A 22,160-nucleotide genomic window follows, 5' to 3' on the forward strand; every position below is an offset into this window, starting at 1 on the left:
TCCCGCCAGTGGGGGTAACCATCGAGCTGATCGTCGGTGAAGTGCGCTCATGGCACTACGAGCCGTGGGTATGGGTGGATCTCACGAGCCCCTAGCTAGGTGCGCGGTCCTACTCCAGGCAGTCCTACTCCATGTCCCACTCCTCCAGAAGGTCGAAGAGGTGCCGGTCGCCTTCGAGCTTCAGGGAGTCCAGTGGGATGCGACCGTAGAAGGCCAGGACCAGGTCACTCGCCGTGCCCCGGGCGGAGACGTCGACCGACTCCGAGTCCTCGCCGGCGGCGGGCACACCGCCGGATTCGGGCAGACGGAAGGCCCGCGAACCATCGGCGGAGAGCGATTGGCGCCAGGAGCCGCCCTCGGTGACGTGGTAGTCGACGACGGCGGGCTTGTGCGGCCAGGCGACCGTCGTGGTGCAGCAGGTGAACAGGAACTCCTCGACACCATCAAGCGCCACTTCCTCCGGCAGCGGCTCCGGGGCGCCCACGGTGAGCTGGGCGTCGTAGGTGTGCATCGCGATCTCCTGGAGCTGGTGCCGGGCGACGGCGCCGCAGGTCCGCGGCGACTGCGACGAGCCCCACCACGTCCAGCAACCGCGCTCCGGGCCGGCCTCCCGCAACGCGTCCAGCATCTGCTGCGTCGACTCGGCCAGCCAGGCGAGCAGGGCCTCGCGCTCCTGCGGTGCGGCCAGGCCCTCCCCCGCCAACTTGCCCGAGGCATCCGGCCCAGCCGCGACCGTGGCGGCCCAGGCGCGACGCCCCCCGCCCAGGTGGTGCACCAGGTCGAGCAGCGTCCACTCGGGGCAGGTCGGCACCTGCACATCGAGGCTGGGCGCGGAGGCGATCGCGGCCCGGAAGGCGGCCGACCGCTCGTCGATCAGGCGCAGCAGCTCGGGAAAGTCCATGGTCTTGGTCACCCGGGTCTTCTATCACTGTGCGGCGGCGACTGAACAGCGATTTTCGCAGGCCGGCACCCTGACGCCCAGCCCGGCCGGTCTAGCGGGCGCAGCGAAGCAGCATCGCAGACCATCAACTTCCGCTGCGTGAGATGGTCGTGCCTGTGGTCGACGAGGGACCTCACTGCCCACCTGTCAGTGGTGATCGCCATCATGGGGATATGAGCAACCCGCATCTGGCCACCGGCAGCGTCTGGCGGCTCCACCGCGGCGACCAAGAGGTTGCCCGGCTTGCGGTGACTGGTGCCGATTGGCCCTGGATGCACGCCGACGTCGAGACGCTTCCTGGCTTTGAAGAGTTCAGTCCGCTCTTCGCGGAGCAGGAGCGGGCTGTCGACGAGGAGGACTGGGAGCAGATCGACGAATGTTACTTCCGGATCCGCAGTGCGCTCACCATGACATTTCCCGACGGGAATCCTGTCGCTGAGTTCATGCTGCACATCCACGACGACGGCACAGCCGGCTGGCGTTGGCACGACGAGCCGTTCGACACGGTGAACCAGTGACACGCTGGCTTCGCTGCTTCTGGGACGAGGAAGCCGTCTCGTTCTACTTCGAGCTGGACACCGATGGGCACGTGATCCGGCAAGTCGAGTTGCAGGAGCCCGGAGGCAAGGCTTTGGCCGCTGCCTCGCTGGCCGAGTGGCAGGAAGCCCAAAGAGATGGCCGGTTGGCTGAGTACGAAAGCGTCTACGGTCTCACTGCAGAACCGCCCATATCTGAGTGGGAAGGGCACGACCCACAGTGGTTGTCGGCCGATGAGTTCGAGATCATTTGGTCGACGGCCCGTCAGCAACTGCAGGATCGTCAGCGATAACCTCCTTCCTGAGCGCGTCCACCGCCGCGACTCCCGGTTGGGGGAACGGCGATCTCTACACCTGGACCTATCAGCGGCAGATCCAGTAGCTGTTGCCGGCCGGGTGCCTGCGTCGCTCACCACTCGGGCGAGTCACCACGACGTCGCCGTCCTCGTATGAGACCCGGTCGCCCGCTGCGACGAACACTGGCTTGTCCAGTCCGACATGGAAGTCGGAGTGGAGCAGGAACTCGCTGAGCAGCAGCATCCGCGGCACTGGGGTGGCTCCGTCGAAGTTCACGCGCATGAGCCAAGCATCCCGGAGGATCCGGAGCCGCCGCGACAGGGTTTCGGCACCTATCAGCGCTCCGTGCCCGCCGCAGGGGCAGACACGGAGGGCAGGAAACAACAGATTGAGTGAGACAGGCCAGGACCACCCGTCTCACTCAACCCGAACCATTGCTGGTCGCAGCACCGTCATGGCCCAGCTTCACTGAGACCGGACACGGGCGTGAGCACGCCACTTGAACCCGACCCGTTCGAACTCCTGGCCGCCGAACCGGCCGTGCGGACCGAGATCCGCATCGGATACGCACGGGTGTCCACCGGCGGACAGAAGCTCGACCGCCAGCTCGACGCCCTCACCGAAGCCGGCTGCCGCCGCATCTTCGCCGACAAGAAGTCCGGCAAGGACGACCTGCGGCCGGAGTTGAAGGCATGCCACGCCTTCCTCGCCCCGGGCGACACCCTGGTGGTCCCCGCGCTCGACCGCTACGGCCGATCCCTCAAGGACCTGGTGAACATGGTCGGCGAACTGCGGGCCCGCGGGATCGGCTTCACCTCGCTGCACGAGCGCCTGGACACCACCACCCCCGGCGGCCGACTCATCTTCCACGTCTTCGCCGCCCTCGCGGAGTTCATCCGCGAACTCATCGTTTCCGGCACCCGCGAGGGCCTGGCCGCCGCCCGCGCCCGCGGCAACGTCGGCGGCCGGCCCAGTGTCGCCACCCCCGAGATCATCCAGGCTGCCCGCACGCTGCTGCCCAACCCCACACAGTCGATCACCTCGATCGCCAAACTCCTCGGGGTGAGCCCCGGCACCCTCTACAACCACATCCCCGACCTGCAGGAACTGCGCGCGGCCGGCCGCGCCGCGATCCCCGCCCAGACCGAGGCAGGCGCCCGATGATCCCCGACTGGCGCCGCAAGGGCGGCGTGCTCCAGCTAAGTGCCGAACCCGGGCAGCCCGGGCCGTTCGGCACCTGGACCGAAGGCGACGACCAGGAGCACGAGGAGCCGCAGGCTGATGGCCCCGGCGACGTCGAGCTGTGCTGCTGGCCAGCACCGATGGCCGCCAGGGTGAACGAACCGTCACCTCGTGTGACTGAGCACTTGAGATGGCCTGTTAGGCCAAGTGAAGCGCTCCTACTCAACTGCCGACCGCAACAGGTTGGTCCGGATTGTGGTGGCCCCGTCAGGTCGACTCCGAGGAAGGCGCTGCGTACAAGTTTCCTTAGAGCGCAGCGAGTTGGGGCTTGAGCTCGTCTGGGACGCACAGGAGAATCGAGTGCATGGCGAAGAGGCATAAGTATCGGGGCGTCGAGCCTGGATGGGTCGTGTTCAAGCGCAACGGCGACCTGATACGCGTACGCCCGAAACTGGAGGGCTTGGCGAACCTGGAGCAGGTATACATTGAGCTTCTGCGCGAGGACGCGGACCTCAGAGGCATGGACTTTCACCAGTACGTAAGCCGGATCGTGTCCATGACGGACCTGGAGTTCGCAGCATTCCGCGGGGCGCTCCCCCATAGGACGGCGGTCATGTACGAGGCTTGGTCGACGCTGTTCTTTTACGCGTGTGAGCAGCAGGTCCTGCTGGAGGACAAGCGCGGTCGCCCATACTGGCTGGGCTAGTTGTTGGCGAGTTGGCCGCCTACGCAGTAGAAGTCCCAGGACTGCGTTCAGCACGGGGGTTCGGGTCGCCCTGCCGCCGTCGGCATCAGCGTGCTGAGGCGACGGGGCAGGGCTGACCGAAGGCGACCAGGCGCTCGCGACGAGTGGATCGCCTGGGACGACTGGGCCGCGCCCGCCTTTGGCACCACCCCCGAGCGGCTGCTGGCCGCCCTTCGCCGCACCGAGGGGAGTACTGGCCGGTGCTGCGCGAGCAGGGGCGGCAGCGGATCCGCGAGGCCGACCCGCGGTGGGCCGCGATGGTGGAGCAGATCGCCAAGCGGGCTCCCCGCCGCCGCAGGCGCTGACGATCGGCCGGTCAGCCGGCCCCGTACGCGGCGAGCCGGGCAGCGAGCTCGGGCATGAGGTCCCCGTTCCGTTCGGCCGCGGCCAGCTCTACAGGCGGCGGACCCGCGGCGTGCCGGGCCTCCTCGTCCAGCTCCACGGCATCGGCGAGCATCGCCTCGGTCTGCACCGCGCCCAGCAGGGCGTTCACCATCCGCACCGGGTAGGCGTCCGGACCGCCCAGCCGGGCCGCTTCCGCCTCGCGCTCGGCCGTATTGTTGACTCCGTCGTACAGGCCCAGCGCGGCCAGCGCTGCACCGATCTGCTCGACCGTCACGGGCTCGCCGTACGTCTCGTCCTCGCGCTTCAGGCCCGGCACGCTACCGGCCGCAGACAAGGCTCGTGGGCCGAAGGCCGAGACTCACCCCTTCAAGATCATCCCGTGGCGGCTTTTGGGCTCACCTTGGCTGGACCCCGTTGAGCGTCGGAGTTGGCCCGCAGGATGACGGACATGCGTCTGGCCCGGCGGTTTCGTGCCCTCGCCGGTAGGGCGACCGGGGTTGCCCGGAAGGGGCCTTATCGGGGGCGTCGCCTCGACATCGTGTGTCTCGCCTCAGGCGCGGGAGCTCGCGCCGAAGTCGACGTCGGCCGTGTTGACCGTGCCCGAGGTCCGGCCGGGAGCCCTGTGGTACTGCCAGTACAGGTTTGTGTGGGCGATGACCTTGTCAGGCGTCGGAGCACCGAACAGTGACCGGTCCTCCGTCGTGTGCGCGTCGCCGACCAGCGTCACGTCGTAGCCGCGGGCGATTGCGCCGTGGAGTGTTGAGCGGATGCATGCGTCAGTCTGCGCGCCGGCGACGAAGAGCCGACCGATCCCGCGCGCGGCGAGCACCGACTCCAGGTCGGTCTCTTCGAAGGAGTCGCCGTACGCCTTGTGCACCAACGGCTCGGGAACGCGCCGTACGAGCTCGGGCACATACTGCCAGCCCTCGCTGTTCTGGGGAAGCTCGTCGCTGTTGTGCTGGACCCAGACGACATCGGCCTCGGCGGCGCGCGCCTTGTCGAGCAGGGTGCCGATGGTGGCGATGATGTTGTCCCGGTCGTACGCGTTCTCCATGACACCATTCTGTACGTCGATGACGAGCAGGGCAGTGTTCGGTCGGTTGACAAGCGTGGTCATGGCGCCTCCCAGCACGTGGATCGTGATCTTGACCAAGCTACCCCTTCGCCGTAGCTATGCGAGCACAGCATTCAGTGGGGCTCAGGGGAACTCGCGGGAGCTCGCACAGATCCACATCCCCGACCTGCGCGAGCTCCGCGCCAGCCGCATCCCGGCCCAGGTCGAAGCGAGCACCCGATGATCCCCGCCGACTTCCGCCGCAACCGCCGGGTCAGACGCGTGTCCGTCATACTGGCCAACTCTGACGCTCAACGGGGCCAACTCAAGCGCTGACGGGCCAAGTGAAGCGCTCGGTCTCAGGTGCTGACCAGCACCGATAGACGCCGGGCTACCGCACTCGGCCCCCGGTTGAACATACGAATGTCCAACCGGAGCAGTCTGCCCTACCCGCCCTGTACATGTGGCAAGGTGTTGTCAGGTTGAGCGGGGTCCTTCTGCGGTGGCTGATCATCTGCCGCCCTCGTTCTCGAACTCCAGGCCCAGCACCGCAGCACCGGCACACAAGCCGCGCACACGGTCTGGCAGCAGGCACCCGCCGACGCCCGGCACACCGCCATGCTCCAGCTGCTCATCATGCTGTGTTGGGCCGTCGGGTCCGAGCACGGCCGCCTGACCTCAGCGCAGACCGTGTCACTGATCAAAAGCCTCGTCATCACCCCCGGCGTGCCGGAGTGACCGGCGCTCAGCAGTGCCGAGCCGGGCACGGCGAACGTGACGGACCGGGACACCGCGATGCCGCTGCTGGAGCGCGTGCGGGCCCGCTACCGGAAGGTCGTCCAGGTGTGGGCCGACGGCGGCTACGCGGGTCGCCTGGTCATCTGGGCGGTGGAGAAGCTGCGGCTCACCCTTGAGATCGTCAAGCGGGCCGACGATGTCTCCGGCTTCGGGGTGCTGCCGAGGCGCTGGGTGGTGGAGAGGGCCCTGAGCCGGCTGATGCGCTCGCGGCGCCTGGTGCGCGACTACGAGACGCTGCCCGAGGTTCACGAGCAGATGGTGCTGTGGTCGATGACGGTGCTCATGACGCGGCGGCTGGCCCGGCGGCGAGCGTGAACCGGCCCGGGGACGGCTCGACGGCCCAACCCCGGTCCGCCAGCCGCTTCATCTTCGACCGGACCCCTTCCACGCTGCGGGGGTCTGCTCCAACCCGAATGCAGCAGCGATCTCCTGGCACGTCATCACCGCGTTCCGGCCGGTCGCTTGCTCGGCGAGCGGGGGAGGATGCGCTGGTAGTCCGGAGCGAGCACGTCCACGGATGGCGAGGGACGCCACACCGGGACGACTGAGCCCGCTCGAGCAGCCCTCGGCGCGGGAACCTCGGCGGGCGCGTTCGTGGCGGGCTCCGACGGAAGGCTCACCGGCTGCACCGGCCTCAAGAACAAGGGCCCCATCCGCCGGGACCCGTTTTCGCTGATCTGTGTATCAACATACGGCGAGTCGCGCCCGATAGGCGACACAGGAAGGACGAGGGGATGAATACCGTGTCGGCGGCCAGCATGGCGAGCGAGAAGAACGGAAGGGCAAGCAGCATGCCGATAGCCAGGTGTTCGATCATTACAATGACCAGCAGAATGTTTTTGATCCGACGGTTGAACACGAAGAACGGAAATGCTGTTTGGGTGGCTACTGTTCCGTAGGTGATCACGACCATGAGCGGATGGCTTTCCGCCAGGACGTGGGAGATCTCCGGCCAGGGGCTGAAGTAGTCGACGTGGAGCGGGAAGTAGACGGCGGTGCCGGTTCTCCAGGCAGATCCCAGCAGTTTGTACCAGCCCGCGGCGAGGTAGACCAGGCAGATCTGGCCGACTATGACGAATACGGCACAGTTGTGCAGCATGTTGGCCAGATTCGCAAAAAGCAGGCGGGCCTCATGCCAGGTTGGGCGGCGCTGAGCAACGAACCAGATGCCAGCAGAGGCCCATGCCCCCCAGAGTAGGGTTGCCCATCCCGGCACTGGGGCCCAGACGGAAAATCCGCCGGTCGAGATCATGGAACCCGAACGCCCGGATAGCTGGGCACCGGCGAGGAGCAGTCCGAGGGAGAGCCATAGAACAATTCCGGAAACATCGGGTGACTGCGGGGCGGCACAGGTATCGGGTCCTGTCGATCTTTTGGCCCGTCGCGCGTCGAGGGACCAGACCCTGCCGCATCGGGTGAAAGCGAGATAGATGGCCAGGAGGTGGGTGATGTTGTCGCCACCGTCTCCGATCAGCGGGTTCCTATTCTGCAGGGATATTATCAGCAGCATAAACAGCCATGACATCGTCCTCGTATGCCAGCCGACCAGCAGGAGGATGCAGACGATGATGGTTGCAGCGTAAACTACCTCAAACCACCAGTACTGGTCCGACCACGCCAGGATGGTGAACAGGTGGGTTTCGGACAGCCGCCTCTGGAGCAGTTCACTACTCCAGGGGCTTTTGTCGCCGTACAGCACGCGACTGTCAGGCCATTCGCGAAGCAGAAATGCAGCCGCCACAAGTGACAGGGTTATGCGCAGGGCTGCTGCCTGGTGAGCCATCAGCGTGCGACAGTTGAAGGTCTGCCATGCGACCGAGAGAGAGCGCCGGGCTTGTTGCGTGGAAAGCCTGCCGGGCTCGTCCGGCGCTGCCCTGTTCTGGCGGACTCCATCCGAGTCGCCAGAAATCTTCGAGTCACGGAATGATGTCGGCATCTTCTTCACAGAAGCCCCCGGTAGTCGGCTTCCGCCACTGGCCACCAGTCAATCAGTTGGTAACGTGTGGGCTCGTTTACGCCAGCACCCATCCAAGCGGCTTTGGGGACAGGTGCGTGGGTGCCCTGGAACTCGATTCCTGTGATCTTTCGGCCGTGCCATGTCCTGCCGATCCTCTGCAGGGCTATGCGCTTCAGATATTCCGCGGCCATGGCACCGTCCTGCACGGACGTCTTCTGCTCTTGCCCATGCGTCGATTGATAGTAGTCCCATGCCCGTCGCAGCATCCCGTCGCTACGGCGGCTCGGGAATGGGTTGTGCCTCAGAGCGACGAGGTCTTGCGAGGTCAGATCTATCCACGGCGATGAACTTGCGGAGCCGCTGGAGCCCGCGTCGGACGATTTGACTCTTACTCGGATCGTGACATTGGACTGAGCCGGGTCCGGGGCGAACAGCCTCCAGTTCTGTTCGAACTCAAGGTGTACATACGAACTCGCCCTGGACTGAAGTCCGGGAAGTTGTGCCCCCATCGGTGTCGCATAGATGAACGCTGCCAACAGGTACCAGACTGTGACGTATGCGAGCGCGATGGCCGCAGCAACTCTGAGTATCCGAGAGACCGAAGTCGACGACAGGCCGTCCGGCGCCGGTCCTGCCGAAGTAGTTGCACGAGTCATGCCCAAGCTGCTTCCAGTCCATCCGCGATGGTCGCCATCCACGGTTCGCCATACGTCTGATTCTTCAGTTGGCACGGTGGCCGGATTCTCTGTCATCAGGGCCAGGACGGTGAGGTCGCGGATGGCCCTCAGTGACTGAACGGAGCAGCTGCGGCTGAGCGATCATCGGACAGGACAGCAGCAGCCATGGGAGCTTCTTGACGGCAGGCCCGGGATGCATCACCCGCTCAGGCTCTCAAGCTGTTTCCGCACAACCGGCTCAGCCTCGTTCGAGCTGACGATGTTCGTCCTGGGCGGTGCGGTCTCAAGGCCCGGGTCTATGGCCGTGAACTCGGTCTGGGGGCTGGCTTTGGAGATCTCGCCGATGGCATGTCCGAACGGCTGGCCGACCGTGACGACAAGGTCGCAGTGCCGACTGATGAGGCCGGCCAGAAGCGGCTCAGCCTGTACGGGATCCGTCGCGGGAGCGACGAGCCGTTGGACGTTCTTACCGTTGGCGCTTTGCTGCATAGCTGACCAGATCGTGCTGACCGTGCTTCCCTTGCCCGCTGTTGCAGAGTCGGCAATGAGGCAGGCTGTACGTCGACCTGACACATTGTTAGCAGCGATTTTCTCCGGCGCACCGGCGCAGGGCGGCCACCCCAGATGAGCCAGGAGGTTGCGGCCGCGATTACAAGGACGGCTATCCCACCTGTAACTGCGATTGGGAGTCGCCGCCGATACCAAGGCTGGCTGCGGGTCATCGTGGGCTCCCTGCGCTTGGTGTGGGGTTCGACTTCGACAAGGCGTTCCTCCTGGATCAGCCAAGCGGACATTGGTGACATCCGCCCGTCCGGCGTCATCGCCTTATCCGCCCGCCACCCAGGCGTGCCACATCAAAGCAATGAGACGACCCGGATCATCGGCCGACGGTCAGGGTGACCGGATCGTACAACCGCATTCCGAACCCGTGGATACCGACTGCGGGGGCCTCTCGGCCTGCAACCAAAGGCCAGCAGTGGATGGACGTGCCAAAAACCTCGTCGGCTTCGACGACGCCCGGTGGATGCTACCCCTTCGCTCGCCGGAGTGCGAAGCCACTGATCTTCCATCCCGATCCTGACAAAGAATCGGGATGGGAAGTCCCAAGCGATTTCAAAATTCCGCGCCGTGCCAGGATGGACATTTCGGGGCATATCCGGGCTGAACCACGTAAAAAGTGATTGCATGTCAGTTCGCCCGCATTGCGAACCTGTCGAACCATCGAGTAGACGTTCGCTCTCGATATGCCCGTTTGGGTTCGTTCTGCACGCTGGGGGTTGGCCGTGGGCCACTCGTCGTCACGCTGTACCAAGTTGATGACGCGTTCGTTGCGGCGGGTGGTTCCGCCTTTCGCCACTTCCCGGTCTGGAGTTGGCACGACCGCTCGCCTGTATGCCGTCATGGTGACCGCGCTCGTGGTGCTCATGACGATGGCGACACAGGGCGCGTGGGGGTTCACCGCAAGCCATGCGGTTGCGGCAGTTCTCCCGCCGCGTACTCCTCAGCAGCGGTCAGGGAGCGCGGACGGCGTGAACGGTCACGTCGGCGCGGATGCCACCCGTCTCAAGAACTCGCCTGCGGGCCCCGGGAAGCACACGCCGGCATCCGGCGAACTGCCTCCTGCTGACGGCCCGTCGAAGCCCGACACACAGCGCAGCGCCGATGCCCAGCGATCTGTTCAGGTGCAGAAGGTTGACCCACCGGGCACAGTGAGACAGCACGAGGCGGTGCAGCAGCAGACCAGAGCTGCGCGAGCCTTTGGCGCAGGCTCTACGGCCGCTTCGGATGGCACCAAGTCGACGAAGGTGCAGGGGCCGGCCACCTCGGGCTCAGAGATCGCCTCTGCGCGTACGGCGACAACTTCGACGTTCCAGAACGCGGACGGCACCAAGACGGTGCGGATGTACCCGCGGCCGGTGCACTACCAGAAGGCTGACGGCAGCTGGGCGGACATCGACACCGCCGTCGTGCAGCAACGCAACGGGCGATGGCAGGAAGCCGCCAACGCCCAGATGCCGGACTTCGCGCCGAACGCCACCGACAAGGAGCTGGTCTCGTGGTCGCTTGATGCAGACCACAAGGTCTCGTATGGCCTGCAGGGAGCTGCGAACTCGATCGCGAAGGCGAGTGGCAGCACTCTCACCTACCCCGGGGCGGCGAAGTCCACTGACGTCGAGTACGACACGGTCGCATCGGGCGTGAAGGAAGTCCTCCTCCTTCACGATGCTTCCGCACCGACGTCCTGGACGTTCCCGTTGCAGCTGGCGGGGCTTACCCCTGCGCTCGATACCGCGGGGAACGTGGTGTTCAAGGACGGCAGTGGCAGGGTGCGGCTGACGATCCCGCACGGCTTCATGGCAGATTCCGCCGTTGACCCCAAGTCCCACGAGGGCGCGATATCCGATGGTGTGAGCTACCAGCTCACTACCGTTGACGGCCAGCCGGCGCTGCAGATGAACCTCGACGGCGCGTGGCTGCACGACCCGCACCGCGTCTTCCCCATCCGTGTCGATCCCTCGACCGGCAACGTGAATGCCGGTCAGTCGACCTACGTGATGTCCCCGTTCACTGCGAACTACTCGTCGGACTCGCTGCTGAAGGTAGGCACGTACGACGGTGGAAGCCACGTCGCCAACAGCTACCTCTACTTCCCGGTCAGCTCGTCCGCGCTGCAGTACAACTACGTCGAGTCCGTCGGCCTGGCCTTGGACAACGTGTGGTCGTACAGCTGCTCCCAGCACGAGGTCGACGTCCAGCAGATCACCTCGGACTGGAATGCCAGCTCGATCAACACCTACCCAGGCGTGAGCCTGGGCAACACCATCGGTGTCGGATACTTCGGCGGCGGCACCTCCTGCAACACTGCCCAGCAAGGAACGTGGGAGAGCATCGACCTCGGTGACCATCCTTCGGACGCGGGCAGCCAGCTGGTGAACAGCTGGGCCTGGGGCGGCACCAACTCCGGTCTGGCCGTGACCGCGAGTTCGTCGGACACGAACGCGTGGAAGCAGTTCGCGAGCGTAAACACCAGCAACCCGCCGTACCTGTACGCCACTTACGCCGACTGGGCCGCCAGCTATTCCATCGCCGGCTCCTACGTATCGCCGACCGCGACGGCAAGTGGATCCCAGCAGGTCACTCTGACCAACCTCGCCTCGAACTGGTGGAACTCCACCAGCATGCAGCTGAAGGCGCGGATCTTCGACACCAGTGGCAACGAACAGTCGTTCAATGCCCCCTTCACCAACATGCCCGGAACGGTCAAAACCGGAGACTCGGTGACCGTGACCGGTGTCATCCCGCCGCTCCCGACGGGCAACTCGTATGTCCTTTGCTGGGACGGCTACGTCAACGGCTCGACATCGCTCCACGACGCCTACGGCGTCCCGTGGCAGAACTGCTTCGGCGTAGCGGCGCAGAACATGCCGCCGCAGATCGACACCATGGCCCCCGCCTCGGGAACGGTCGTCGGCGCGCTGTCGCCGCAGTTCTATGCGACCGGTCACGACCCCGACAACTACCCCGGTACCGGTCTGGACTACGACTTCCGTGTCTACTCCAACCCGTCCCAGGGCAGCCCTCAGCTCCTCGCCGAGTCCGGCTGGCAGTCCAGCACCTCATGGGCGGTGCCGGTCGGCACTCTTGCGTGGAACCAGAACTACCTGTGGAACGTCAAGGCCACCGATCACGCCACCGAGAGCCCGCTGACCAACTACCAGTCGTTCACGACGACCGTCCAGCAGCCGCTGATCACCTCGCGCATGGGTGGTGACGCGGGCAACGGCACCACTCGGGCCTTCGACCCGCAGGCTGGCAATTACACCACCTCGGCGACCGACGCCACTGTGAAGGCGGTCGGCCCGGCGTTGAGTGTGACGCGCTCCTACAACTCGCTCGACTCCCGCACAGCGAACCTGTTCGGCGCGGGCTGGTCGTCGGCGTACGACATGAGCGTCATACCCGACGGGGACTCGACCGGCTCCGTCGTGGTCACCACCGCCAACGGCCGCACGGAACGGTTCGGCCGCAACGACTTCCTGCTCACCCACCTCACCGGGATCGGCGACCAGACCGGCGACGGCGTCGACGACGCGGTGGCGATCGACTCCAGCACCGGGCAACTGTGGCTGTACCCAGGGCCGGACTTCTCCGCCACCAAGCGCAAGCTCGTCGGCAACGGCGGCTGGACCAACATGTCCCAGCTCACCGGAGCCGATGTGACAGGTGACGGCATCGGCGACCTCGTCGCCGTGCAACCCTCCGACGGCACCCTGTGGCTCTACCCCGGCGTGGCCGGCGGAGGCTTCAACTCGCGCGTGATGATCGGCAGCGGCGGCTGGAGCGGCATGACCAGCCTGGCCATCACACCGTCGCTCGTCGGGGACAGCCACAAGGACCTCGTCGCCACCGAGATCAGCACCGGCTACCTGTACGCGTACCCCTTCAACGCCGACGGCACCCTCGGATCCCGCGTGATGATCGGGACCGGCGGCTGGAACGGCATGACCAACCTGATCGGCGGCGACTTCAACCACGACGGCAAGGGCGACGTCGTCGCAGTCGAGACCAGCACCGGCAAGCTGTGGCTCTACCCCGGTGGCGCCAGCACCTCACTGAACACCTCCACCCTCGGCAACCGCACCCAGATCGGCTGGGGCTGGAACACCATGCGCGACCTCGCCGCAGTCAACGGCGCAGCCGGTGACGCGGGGACCGATGTGATCGCGGTGGACAAGGCCACCGGCGTGCAGTACCTGTACCACAGCGCCACGCAGTGGTCGGGCACGACAAAGACGACCACCGGCATGGCGCTGTACACCTCGCCGGCCGGTGAGTTCGAGACCCTGGCCGCGACAGCGGGCGGTGGCGGCTGGGTCCTGGCGGACAAGACCGGCACTGTCTACACCTTCGGTCAGCCCTCCGGCGCGGGCTACCTCCTGTCCAAGATCACCGACCGGGAGCAGCACAGCCAGCTCCTGCACTACACGAGCGGGAAGCTCGACACCGTCACCGACCAGGTCTCAGGCCGCGCGCTGCACGTCACCTGGACCGCGGACGGCCGGCACGTGGCACAGGTCGCCACCGACCCGGTAACGGGCACCGACCAGAGCACCGCGCTCACCTGGACCTACAGCTACGACAGCGCCAACGCCGACGAGCTGGTCAAGGTGTGCGCTCCGCCGACCGGCACCAACACCACCCGCCCCTGCACCACCTACACCTACACCCCCGGATCGCACCTGCGCTCCACCGTCATGGACGCCAACCCGGCCTCCTACTGGCGGCTGGGCGAGGCCTCCGGAACCACCGCCAATAGCGAGGTCATCGCCAACCAGGGCATCGACAAGGGCACCTACAGCAACATCACCCTCGGCAGCACAGGTCCACTGACCGGCTCGGCGACCACCGCGGCGACGTTCAACGGCACCACGTCCTCGGTGACGCTGCCGAACGCCTCGCTGCGCAACACCTACCTCGCGATCGGGCTGTGGTTCAAGACCACAAGCCCCGGTGTGCTGGTGGCGTATCAGGACACGGCGCTGGGCACGAAGCCCGCGTCCTCCTCGGCGCCGCTGTACATCGGCGCCGATGGCAAGCTGCGCGGTGAGTTCTACGGCCCGGCGATCGGTGTCAACCCGATCACCTCCACCGGGACGGTCACCGACGGGTCCTGGCACTTCGCGGTCCTCTCCGGCGCCGGTGATAACCAGACCCTGTACCTGGACGGTGCCCTGGTGGGCTCGCTGTCCGGTGTGATCAACCACCTGAGCATGGACTACACCTACCTCGGTGCCGGCTACACCGCCGATGGCCAGTGGCCGTCCGAACCCGCGGCCGGTGCCGACGGCACGAACCGCTACGCCGGTCAGATGGCCGAGGTGGCGCTGTACGCGCACGCGCTGGGTTCTCCGGCGGTCGCCTCGCAGTGGGCAGCGGGCCGCAACGCGTCGGCCGAGCTGACCAACGTGGCCCTGCCGTCGGGCAAGACGAAGCTTGCGGCGACCTACGACACCATCAGGGACTCCGCTTCTCAGATCACCGACGCCAACGGCGGCACGTGGAACCTGAGCGCGCCGACCGTCTCCGGGTCGGAGCAGGAGTACCGCAGTTCGGTACTGGGCTCGAGGCCCTCCGGTTACTGGCGCCTGTCCGAGAGCGGCGCGGTGAGCCAGGCCGTCAACACGATCAGCGTTCCCCGGCCGACCCCGAACAACGGCACCTACTCCAACGTCGCCCTCGGCGGCAGCGGTCCGATGACCGGCTCGAGCGGTGCGGCCGGTTTCGACGGTGCGACCTCGTGGGCCGAGATACCCGCGGCGTTCGCGCCCTCCGCCGGCCCCGGCGCGATCGGTGTGTGGTTCAAGACCTCCACGGCCGGCGTCCTGGTCTCCTACCAGTCCTTCCCCATCGGCACCCCGGCCGTGAGTGGGCTGGACTGGAACCCGGCCCTGTACGTCGGTACCGACGGTCTGCTCCACGGTGAACTGTGGGCCGGTACCGCGGGCAGGAGCCTGGTGTCGACCGCCACGGTGACCGACAACAAGTGGCACTTCGCGGCACTGTCCGCCGAAACCCCCACCAGCCAGAGCCTCTACCTGGACGGCCAGCTGGCCGCCGGACCGCTCAACGCCGCCATCCACCCCAACGGCCAGGCCCACGTCTACATCGGCGCCGGAGCAGCGACCGGCTGGGCAGCCGCGCCCACCGATCCGGCCGGGCACTTCAACGGCCAGATCGCCGACGTCGTCACCTTCAACCACGGCATCGGTAGCAAGATCGCCGACCTGTACCACCAGGCCACCGCGAACGGCTCGAGCGCCTACGACGTCGCCGTCGTCGATGACCAGCCCACCGGCTACTGGCGCATGAACGACACCAGCGGCAACGAGGCGAGTGAACTGCTTTCCTCCGCCGCCCTCGCCCAGAACCAGGGCACCTATAACAACGTCACCCTCGGTACCACCGGTCCGTACGCCAGCGGCGGCACTACTGCGGCGTCCTTCAACGGCACCACCTCGCAGGTCCAGCTGCCCGCCACCGCCGTCCCCAGGACAGGTGGCACCGCGAGCGTCGAGGTCTGGTTCAAGACCGCCAGCCCCGGCGTCATCTACGGCTACCAGTCCTTCCCGCTGGGTGCCTCCCACACCGGCGCGGACTGGTGGAACCCGGCCCTGTACGTAGGTACCGACGGCATGCTCCACGGCCAGCTGTGGAACGGCAGCGGCGCCAACACCGCCGTGTCCGCCAAGGCCGTCAACGACAACACCTGGCACATGGCCACCCTGGTCGCCTCTGGCTCGGGCAGCGGCATGTCCCAGCAGCTCTACATCGACGGGCAGCCCAGCGGCAACCCGGTCACCGGCCTGACCCGCTACTGCGGCGACGCCTACGCCTACCTCGGCGCGGGCACCGACAACGGCTCGCCCAAGGCCCCCAGCGACATCAGCGGCCACTTCAACGGGCAGATCGCCGACTTCTCTTACTACCCGTACGCGATGTCGGCCAGCTCCGTTGCCAACCACTACACCGCCGCGACCGGCCCCGTCGGCGAATCCGTTTCCCAGTCCGCCGCCTACCGTTCCGCCGTCACCCTGACCGGCCCGTCCGCCTACTGGCGCCTGGACGAGCCCGCCGGCGCCACCAGCGCACAGGACGAGCTCGGCACCGCCCTGCCCAACCAGGAGCACGGCACTTACACCAACACCACTCTCGGCGCCACCGGCCCCTCCGGCGCTACCGACGGCACCGCCGCCACCTTCAACGGCACCACCTCCTCCGTCCAACTCCCGGCCACCGCCGCCGCCGTCCAGGGTCCGAACACCATCGAGCTGTGGTTCAAGACCACCGCGTCCGGCACCCTCTACGGCTACCAGTCCTTCCCGCTCGGGGCCGCCCATACCAACAGCGACTCCTGGAACCCGGCCCTGTACGTCGGAAGCGACGGCAAGCTCTACGGCGATCTGTGGACAGGTGATGCCTCGACCACATTGAACTCGTCACAGACCGTCAACGACGGTAAGTGGCACCATGCTGTCCTCGCCGGCGACGACAGCGGGCAGACCCTCTACCTCGACGGCACGCAGGCGGCGGCCAGCACCACCGCCCGGCAGGTCTACTACAACGGCTCCGCCTACGTCTACGTCGGCGCCGGCACCGCGGATGGTGGCTGGCCCAACCACCCCACCAGCACCGATGGTCACTTCAACGGCTCCATTGCCGAAGTCGCCTTCTACAAGAACCGCCTGGACGCCGGAACCGTCAGCGCCCACTACAAGTCCATGGGCAGCGCCAGCTCGCCCACCAAGATCACCTACTCATCCGTCACCGCACCGAGCAACTACAACCTCAGCTGGCGCTGGGACACCGCTACGGGGCAGCTCACCTCCATCGTCGACCCCAACTCCGGCCTCACCCGCTACACCTACGACACCCACGGCTACGTCTACAGCGTCACCGACCCTGACGGGCACACCGTCACCACCGGACACGACGACCGCGGCAACACCGTCTCCACGACCACCTGCACGGACGCCGCTCACTGCCACACGGCCTACGCCAGCTACTACCTCGACACGGCCAATCCGTTCGATCCGGCCAACGACAAGCTGACCAGTTCGAGCGATGCCCGCTCGTCTGGGCCCAGCGACAGCACCTACACCACCCGCTACACCTACAACAGCGCAGGCGACCTCACGTCCACCAGCGTGCCGGCCACACCGGACTTCCCGAACGGCCGCGTTGCCTACACCACCCAGACAGCCGGTTCCGAGCAGGCAGTGAACAGCTCCGGCCAGCCCACCATCGGCAGCCAACCGAGCGGACTGGCAGCCACTCACAGCGTGACCGTTGACGCCGCCGCCTACCCACAGGCCAGCGGAGTCCCCGCCAGCCAGCAGGACCGCTACTGGTACAACGCCGCGGGCGACCTCACCAAGACCGTCAGCCCGCTCGGCCTGACCACCACGTTCAGCTACGACAACCTGGGCCGCGTCACCTCCAAGACCCAGGCCTGCACCAACTGCGGCCCAGGCCAGACAGCCACAAGCACCACCACCACGTTCAGCTATGACGGCCAGGGCAACCAGGTCTCCCGCACCGATCCCTCCACCACCGACGCCGTCACCGGCACCGTACACACCGGGCAGACCTCCACCGCCTACGACGCGGACGGCAACATCACCAGCCAGACGGTCAGCGATACCACTGGTGGTGACAAGCCCCGTACCTCCACCTACACCTACGACCCCACTAACCACGTCCAGTCCGCCACCGATCCGGCAGGCCGCAAAACCACTTACTCCTACGACAGCTACGGGAACGTCACCGGCAAAACCGACGCGGCCGGCACCAACTGGCTCTACGTGCGCGACCCCCTCGGCCAGCTCATTCGTACGGGGATCACTAACTACACAGGCAGCCCCAACAGCCCCGTCGCCTCCCGCCTCCAGATCCTGGAAGCCCGCGCCTACGACCCCGCCGGCCGACTTGCCACCATCACCGACGCCATGGGGCGGACCACCCACACGTACTACAACGACGACAACACCGTCGCCGAAGTAGACCTCGACGGCTACCACAACACCGACGGCACCACCCGCAACGTCGTTCTCCAGCAGAACACCTACGATGCCGCGGGCCAGCTCTCCCAGCAGATCACCGGTGGCGGCAAGACCACCACGACCTCGGTGTACGACGCTGCCGGCCGTCTGAGTAGCACCACCCTTGATCCCGGGGGCCTCAACCGGTCCACCACCTACGGCTACGACGCGAACAGCAACGTCACCGTCACCAAACTGGCCGGCAACGGCCAGACCGCGGAAACCGATCTCAGTTACGACGCGGCCGGTGATCCACTGACCAAGACCGTCAAGAACACGCCGCAGAACTCCAGGACCACGTACACCTACGACCAGCACGGCCTGCCTCTCACCGAGACAAGCCCCAACGGCAACGTCACCGGAGCGACCCCGGCCGCCTACACCACCACGTATGCGCACGACCCGCTCGGCCGCCTGACCACCACGATCGCGCCCACCGTCACCACCGACGTCTACAACACGGCAACACAGGTCCACACGCAGCAGCAGACCGCGCCGATCGCCACGTCCGGCTACGACACCTTCGGCGACCTCACCGCTGTCGACGACCCCAACGGCAGCATCACCACCTACACCTACGATGCGGTCTCGCAGCGCACCGCGGTCTCCCACAACACCTACCTCGCCCCCGGCACCTCCACTGCCATCACCCCGACCACGACCGTCCAGTACGACGCGCTGGGGCACCCCACAACCACAACCGTCGACCCGACCGGCCTCAACCGTGTCACCACCACCACGTATGACCAACTGGGCAACCCGGTAAAGATCACCCAGCCCGCCGTGGGTGGAACAACTCCGACCTGGCTCGCCGACGTCGACCTCGACGGCGAGATGCTCCAGGCAACGGACCCCACTGGAGCAGTCGCTCAAGCCACGTACGACGACCTCGGCCGCCAGGCCACCGCCTCGCAGCTCGTCCGCCAGCCCGCACCCAACCCGACCGTCGCCTACACCACCACCTACAGCTACGACGACGCCGGAAACCTCACCGCCACCACCGACCCCAACAACCACACCAACACGACGTCGTACAACGCCGCCAACGAACTGACCTCCGCCACAGACGCACTGAACAACACCACGCAGTACACCCACGATCTCCTCGGCAACCTGACCCGCACCACACTCCCCGACGGCACCGCCGCCACCACCACCTTCGACCAGGCCGGCCACGCCACCGGCGTCACCCACTTCGACCACGACACCACTGTCGTCACCCAGACCAGCGCCGGCTACGACGCGGACGGCAACCGAACCTCGGCGACCGACGCCAACGGGCACACGACCACCTACACCTTCGACGCAACCGACAGACTCACCCAGCAAGTCGAGCCCGTCACCAGCACCGCATCGATCACCGCCAGCTTCGGGCACGACGCCGCAGGCAACCGGACCCGCTACACCCACACCCGCCAGACCGGCGGAACCCCTGCAGACGTCTACTACACGTACAACACCCTCGAGCTGCCCGAATCCACCATCGAGCCGCCCACCTCGACCTTCCCTAACGCAGCCGACCGCACCTACACCCTCGGCTACAACGCTGCGCAGGAACTCGTCACCGACGTAGCACCCGGTGGCGTCGTCAAGACGAACGCGTACAGCTCGATCGGTCAGCTCACTTCACAGACCGGTATTGGCGCGCAGGCCGCAACCACCGCCCGCACCTTCGGGTATGACCTCGTCGGCCGCCTCACCTCGGTCAGCGCGGGCCAAGCCACAAGCACCTACACCTACGACGACCGAGGCCTGATCACCTCCCAGGGCGGCACCACCGGCTCCGCGACGTTCGGCTACGACGCCACCGGCAACATGACCACGCGGACCGACAGGGCCGGAACCACCACCTTCGGCTACGACCCTGACAACCGCCTCGCCACGCTGACCGATCCCCTCACCAACTCCCAGATCAGCTACCACTACAACAACGTCAGCGAACTGACCTCCGAGGCCCTGGGAAGCAACGCAGCCACCCGGACCTTCACCTACGACCCCCTCCAGCGCATCACCAACGACACCGTCAAGAACCCCAGCGGGACCACTGAAGCGTCCGTGGCCTACGGCTACGACAACGACGGTCACCTCACCTCAAAGACCACCACCGGTGTCGTCAACAGCTCGGCGAACACCTACACCTACGACTGGGCCGGCCGCCTGACCTCCTGGAACAACGGCACATCCGCCACCAACTACGGCTACGACAACGACGGCAACCTCACCCAGTCCGGGGCCAACACCACCACCTTCGACGACCGCGACCGCCGCATAGCCTCCGGCACCACCACCTACACCTACGACGCCCGCGGCACCCTCACCTGCACAACCAACCCCAGCGGCACCACCAACACCGTCTACGACGCCTTCGACCAACTCGCCAGCAACGGCCCCATCAGCTACACCTACGACGCACTCGGACGCCTCGCCACCGCAGGCACCAGCACCTTCACCTACGACCGCACCAGCGACAACATCACCTACGACGGCGCCCAGACCTACAACCGAGACCCCGCAGGCAACCTCGTAGCCCTCACCACCACCAAGAGCGCCGCACTCGCCTTCAACGACCACCACAACGACCTCGTCGCCACCTACACCCCCACCGGCACCACCCTCAACGGCTCCACCAGCTTCGACCCCTGGGGCAAAAATCTCGGCGCAGCCGACGGCGGAACAGGCATCGGCTACCAAGGCGGCTGGACCGACCCCAACTCCCACCTCCTCAACACCGCCTCCCGCTGGTACGACCCCTCAACCGGCGCCTTCACCAGCCGCGACACCGCAACCCTCAACCCCACCACCGCCGCCCGCGCCAACCGCTATGCCTACACCAGCGGCCACCCGCTCGACGCCACCGACCCGTCCGGCCACCGGGAAATGGACGTCGGCGGCGACGGTGCCTTCGGCGCCGAGGTAGCCGATGGCGAGTGGGCCGCGAAATCCGGCGAATCCACCGAACAACTGGAACGAGAAGTTCAGGAAGAAGAGCAGGCAAACGAGCTCAGGGAACAGAACAAGTCAGAAGAACAAGACCACGAGTGGCAGCACGAAGAGGCGGACCGAGCGTACGAGAGGGAAGCCGAACAACGCGCCGAAGCCACCGATAACGGCCCTGTTGACGAGACACCGACTGACACCTGGACTCCTGACGATTGGACCCCGACCCGGAGCTACACCCAAAGCCGAAGCGGGCGAAGCAGCTCGGCCGGGACCAGCGAAGAACAACGCCTCGAAGCCGCGCAACGAGAAGTCGCACAACGAGAAGCCGCACAGCGAGAAGCCGTTCGACGGGCAACCAACGGCTCCACAACCAACAGCAGGCCCACAGGCAACGACCCGGCGAGCACCGAAGCAAACAACACCATCGTCCACCCTGAAGAGACCACATCAGTCCCGGGTGATGCTCCCACTGACCCCGTCCACGTAGAGGCCACCGCCAACCCGGAAACGGTGAGAGACGCACGCAAGCCCGCCACAAGCGACGCCGAGGCGAACGGTCCCACCCCAAGCTACGTGCGTCAAGCCAAGGTCCCAGACACGGCTGGTAGGCCCTCATATGCGTACCAAAAGCAAGTGACAGGAAGGGGTCATGAGGATGTCTGGAACTATGAGGGCCGCGAAACTCAGGTGGACGGTGTGGATGGCGACAAGTTCCTCGAAGCCAAGTGGACTGGGAAGAATGAAGCGGCCTGGAAGAGCGATAAGTTCTACAATCCGGGCGGGCGTTTCTTTGATGAGTCTAAGGTCATGGATCAGGCTGGCAGGCTAGTAAGATTGAATGGAGCTTTGGGGGGCTCTGGAGTGCGGTATATATTTTCAACCCAGGGTGCCACTAATTTCTATAGAGCTTTGTTTAGGGATTGGTTTCCAGAGCAAATGGAAAACGGATTCCTCACGACCGAGTATAATCCTGGCACTGGGATGGTCGTTCCAAAATAGTGGCACTAATGGGGTGGGTCCGCCAGTCGGGCTCACCCCCTTGGTTGGCCGGTGCTAAACTTTAGGGTTCGCGCACATTGTAGGGAGAGTT

12 protein-coding genes are annotated in these 22,160 nt (G+C 66.1%); 6 read left to right on the forward strand and 6 right to left on the reverse strand.

Annotated elements, in window-relative coordinates:
- Nucleotides 1-124 precede the first annotated feature (124 nt).
- Complete coding sequence (locus P3T39_RS33375) at nt 125-913, reverse strand: maleylpyruvate isomerase family mycothiol-dependent enzyme (protein ID WP_280703017.1); 789 nt, start codon at nt 911-913, stop codon at nt 125-127.
- 200 nt (nt 914-1,113) lie between these two features.
- On the opposite strand from P3T39_RS33375, the gene P3T39_RS33380 reads away from it, so the two are divergent.
- Nucleotides 1,114-1,458 (forward strand): hypothetical protein, encoded by a 345-nt coding sequence (locus P3T39_RS33380; protein WP_280703018.1) that lies wholly within the window; start codon nt 1,114-1,116, stop codon nt 1,456-1,458.
- Nucleotides 1,455-1,769: a hypothetical protein gene (locus P3T39_RS33385; protein WP_280703019.1), complete on the forward strand. Its 315-nt coding sequence runs from the start codon at nt 1,455-1,457 to the stop codon at nt 1,767-1,769. Before P3T39_RS33380 ends, P3T39_RS33385 begins: the two co-directional genes overlap by 4 nt.
- A gap of 70 nt (nt 1,770-1,839) precedes the next feature.
- Here P3T39_RS33385 and P3T39_RS33390 read toward each other — a convergent pair whose 3' ends face one another.
- Nucleotides 1,840-2,055: a hypothetical protein gene (locus P3T39_RS33390; RefSeq protein ID WP_280703020.1), complete on the reverse strand. Its 216-nt coding sequence runs from the start codon at nt 2,053-2,055 to the stop codon at nt 1,840-1,842.
- A 204-nt stretch (nt 2,056-2,259) separates the two neighbouring features.
- On the opposite strand from P3T39_RS33390, the gene P3T39_RS33395 reads away from it, so the two are divergent.
- Nucleotides 2,260-2,937, forward strand: coding sequence for a recombinase family protein (locus P3T39_RS33395; RefSeq protein WP_280703021.1), 678 nt, complete (start codon nt 2,260-2,262; stop codon nt 2,935-2,937).
- 382 nt (nt 2,938-3,319) lie between these two features.
- The gene (locus P3T39_RS33400; protein WP_280703022.1) at nt 3,320-3,661 is read left to right on the forward strand and encodes a hypothetical protein; all 342 of its coding nucleotides are present in this window, start codon (nt 3,320-3,322) and stop codon (nt 3,659-3,661) included.
- 355 nt (nt 3,662-4,016) lie between these two features.
- Here P3T39_RS33400 and P3T39_RS33405 read toward each other — a convergent pair whose 3' ends face one another.
- Both P3T39_RS33405 and P3T39_RS33410 read right to left on the reverse strand, forming a co-directional pair.
- The gene (locus P3T39_RS33405) at nt 4,017-4,361 is read right to left on the reverse strand and encodes a DUF6245 family protein (protein WP_280703023.1); all 345 of its coding nucleotides are present in this window, start codon (nt 4,359-4,361) and stop codon (nt 4,017-4,019) included.
- A 234-nt stretch (nt 4,362-4,595) separates the two neighbouring features.
- The gene (locus P3T39_RS33410; RefSeq protein ID WP_280703024.1) at nt 4,596-5,162 is read right to left on the reverse strand and encodes a cysteine hydrolase family protein; all 567 of its coding nucleotides are present in this window, start codon (nt 5,160-5,162) and stop codon (nt 4,596-4,598) included.
- A 711-nt stretch (nt 5,163-5,873) separates the two neighbouring features.
- Here P3T39_RS33410 and P3T39_RS33415 point away from each other — a divergent pair.
- Complete coding sequence (locus P3T39_RS33415; RefSeq protein WP_280703025.1) at nt 5,874-6,212, forward strand: transposase; 339 nt, start codon at nt 5,874-5,876, stop codon at nt 6,210-6,212.
- A 319-nt stretch (nt 6,213-6,531) separates the two neighbouring features.
- Here the strand turns inward: P3T39_RS33415 and P3T39_RS33420 are convergent, their stop codons facing one another.
- Nucleotides 6,532-7,842: an HTTM domain-containing protein gene (locus P3T39_RS33420; protein WP_280703026.1), complete on the reverse strand. Its 1,311-nt coding sequence runs from the start codon at nt 7,840-7,842 to the stop codon at nt 6,532-6,534.
- An 887-nt stretch (nt 7,843-8,729) separates the two neighbouring features.
- A complete protein-coding gene (locus P3T39_RS33425; protein WP_280703027.1) occupies nt 8,730-9,020 on the reverse strand; it encodes a hypothetical protein in 291 nt (96 codons plus the stop codon).
- 1,427 nt (nt 9,021-10,447) lie between these two features.
- Between P3T39_RS33425 and P3T39_RS33430 the strand changes: the two genes are divergently transcribed.
- Nucleotides 10,448-22,069 carry a LamG-like jellyroll fold domain-containing protein gene (locus tag P3T39_RS33430; RefSeq protein WP_280703028.1) on the forward strand — a complete coding sequence of 3,874 codons (11,622 nt, stop codon included), beginning with the start codon at nt 10,448-10,450 and terminating at the stop codon, nt 22,067-22,069.
- Nucleotides 22,070-22,160 lie beyond the last annotated feature (91 nt).

This window comes from Kitasatospora sp. GP82 (assembly GCF_029892105.1).
In the GTDB taxonomy this organism is placed as follows: domain Bacteria; phylum Actinomycetota; class Actinomycetes; order Streptomycetales; family Streptomycetaceae; genus Kitasatospora.

What these genes read in the sequence shown, in the direction of transcription:
- P3T39_RS33380 (WP_280703018.1), top strand. Translation starts at nt 1,114, where the DNA reads ATGAGCAACCCGCATCTGGCCACCGGCAGCGTCTGGCGGCTCCACCGC.
- P3T39_RS33390 (WP_280703020.1), bottom strand. Translation starts at nt 2,055, where the DNA reads ATGCGCGTGAACTTCGACGGAGCCACCCCAGTGCCGCGGATGCTGCTG.
- P3T39_RS33400 (WP_280703022.1), top strand. Translation starts at nt 3,320, where the DNA reads ATGGCGAAGAGGCATAAGTATCGGGGCGTCGAGCCTGGATGGGTCGTG.
- P3T39_RS33410 (WP_280703024.1), bottom strand. Translation starts at nt 5,162, where the DNA reads ATGACCACGCTTGTCAACCGACCGAACACTGCCCTGCTCGTCATCGAC.
- P3T39_RS33425 (WP_280703027.1), bottom strand. Translation starts at nt 9,020, where the DNA reads ATGCAGCAAAGCGCCAACGGTAAGAACGTCCAACGGCTCGTCGCTCCC.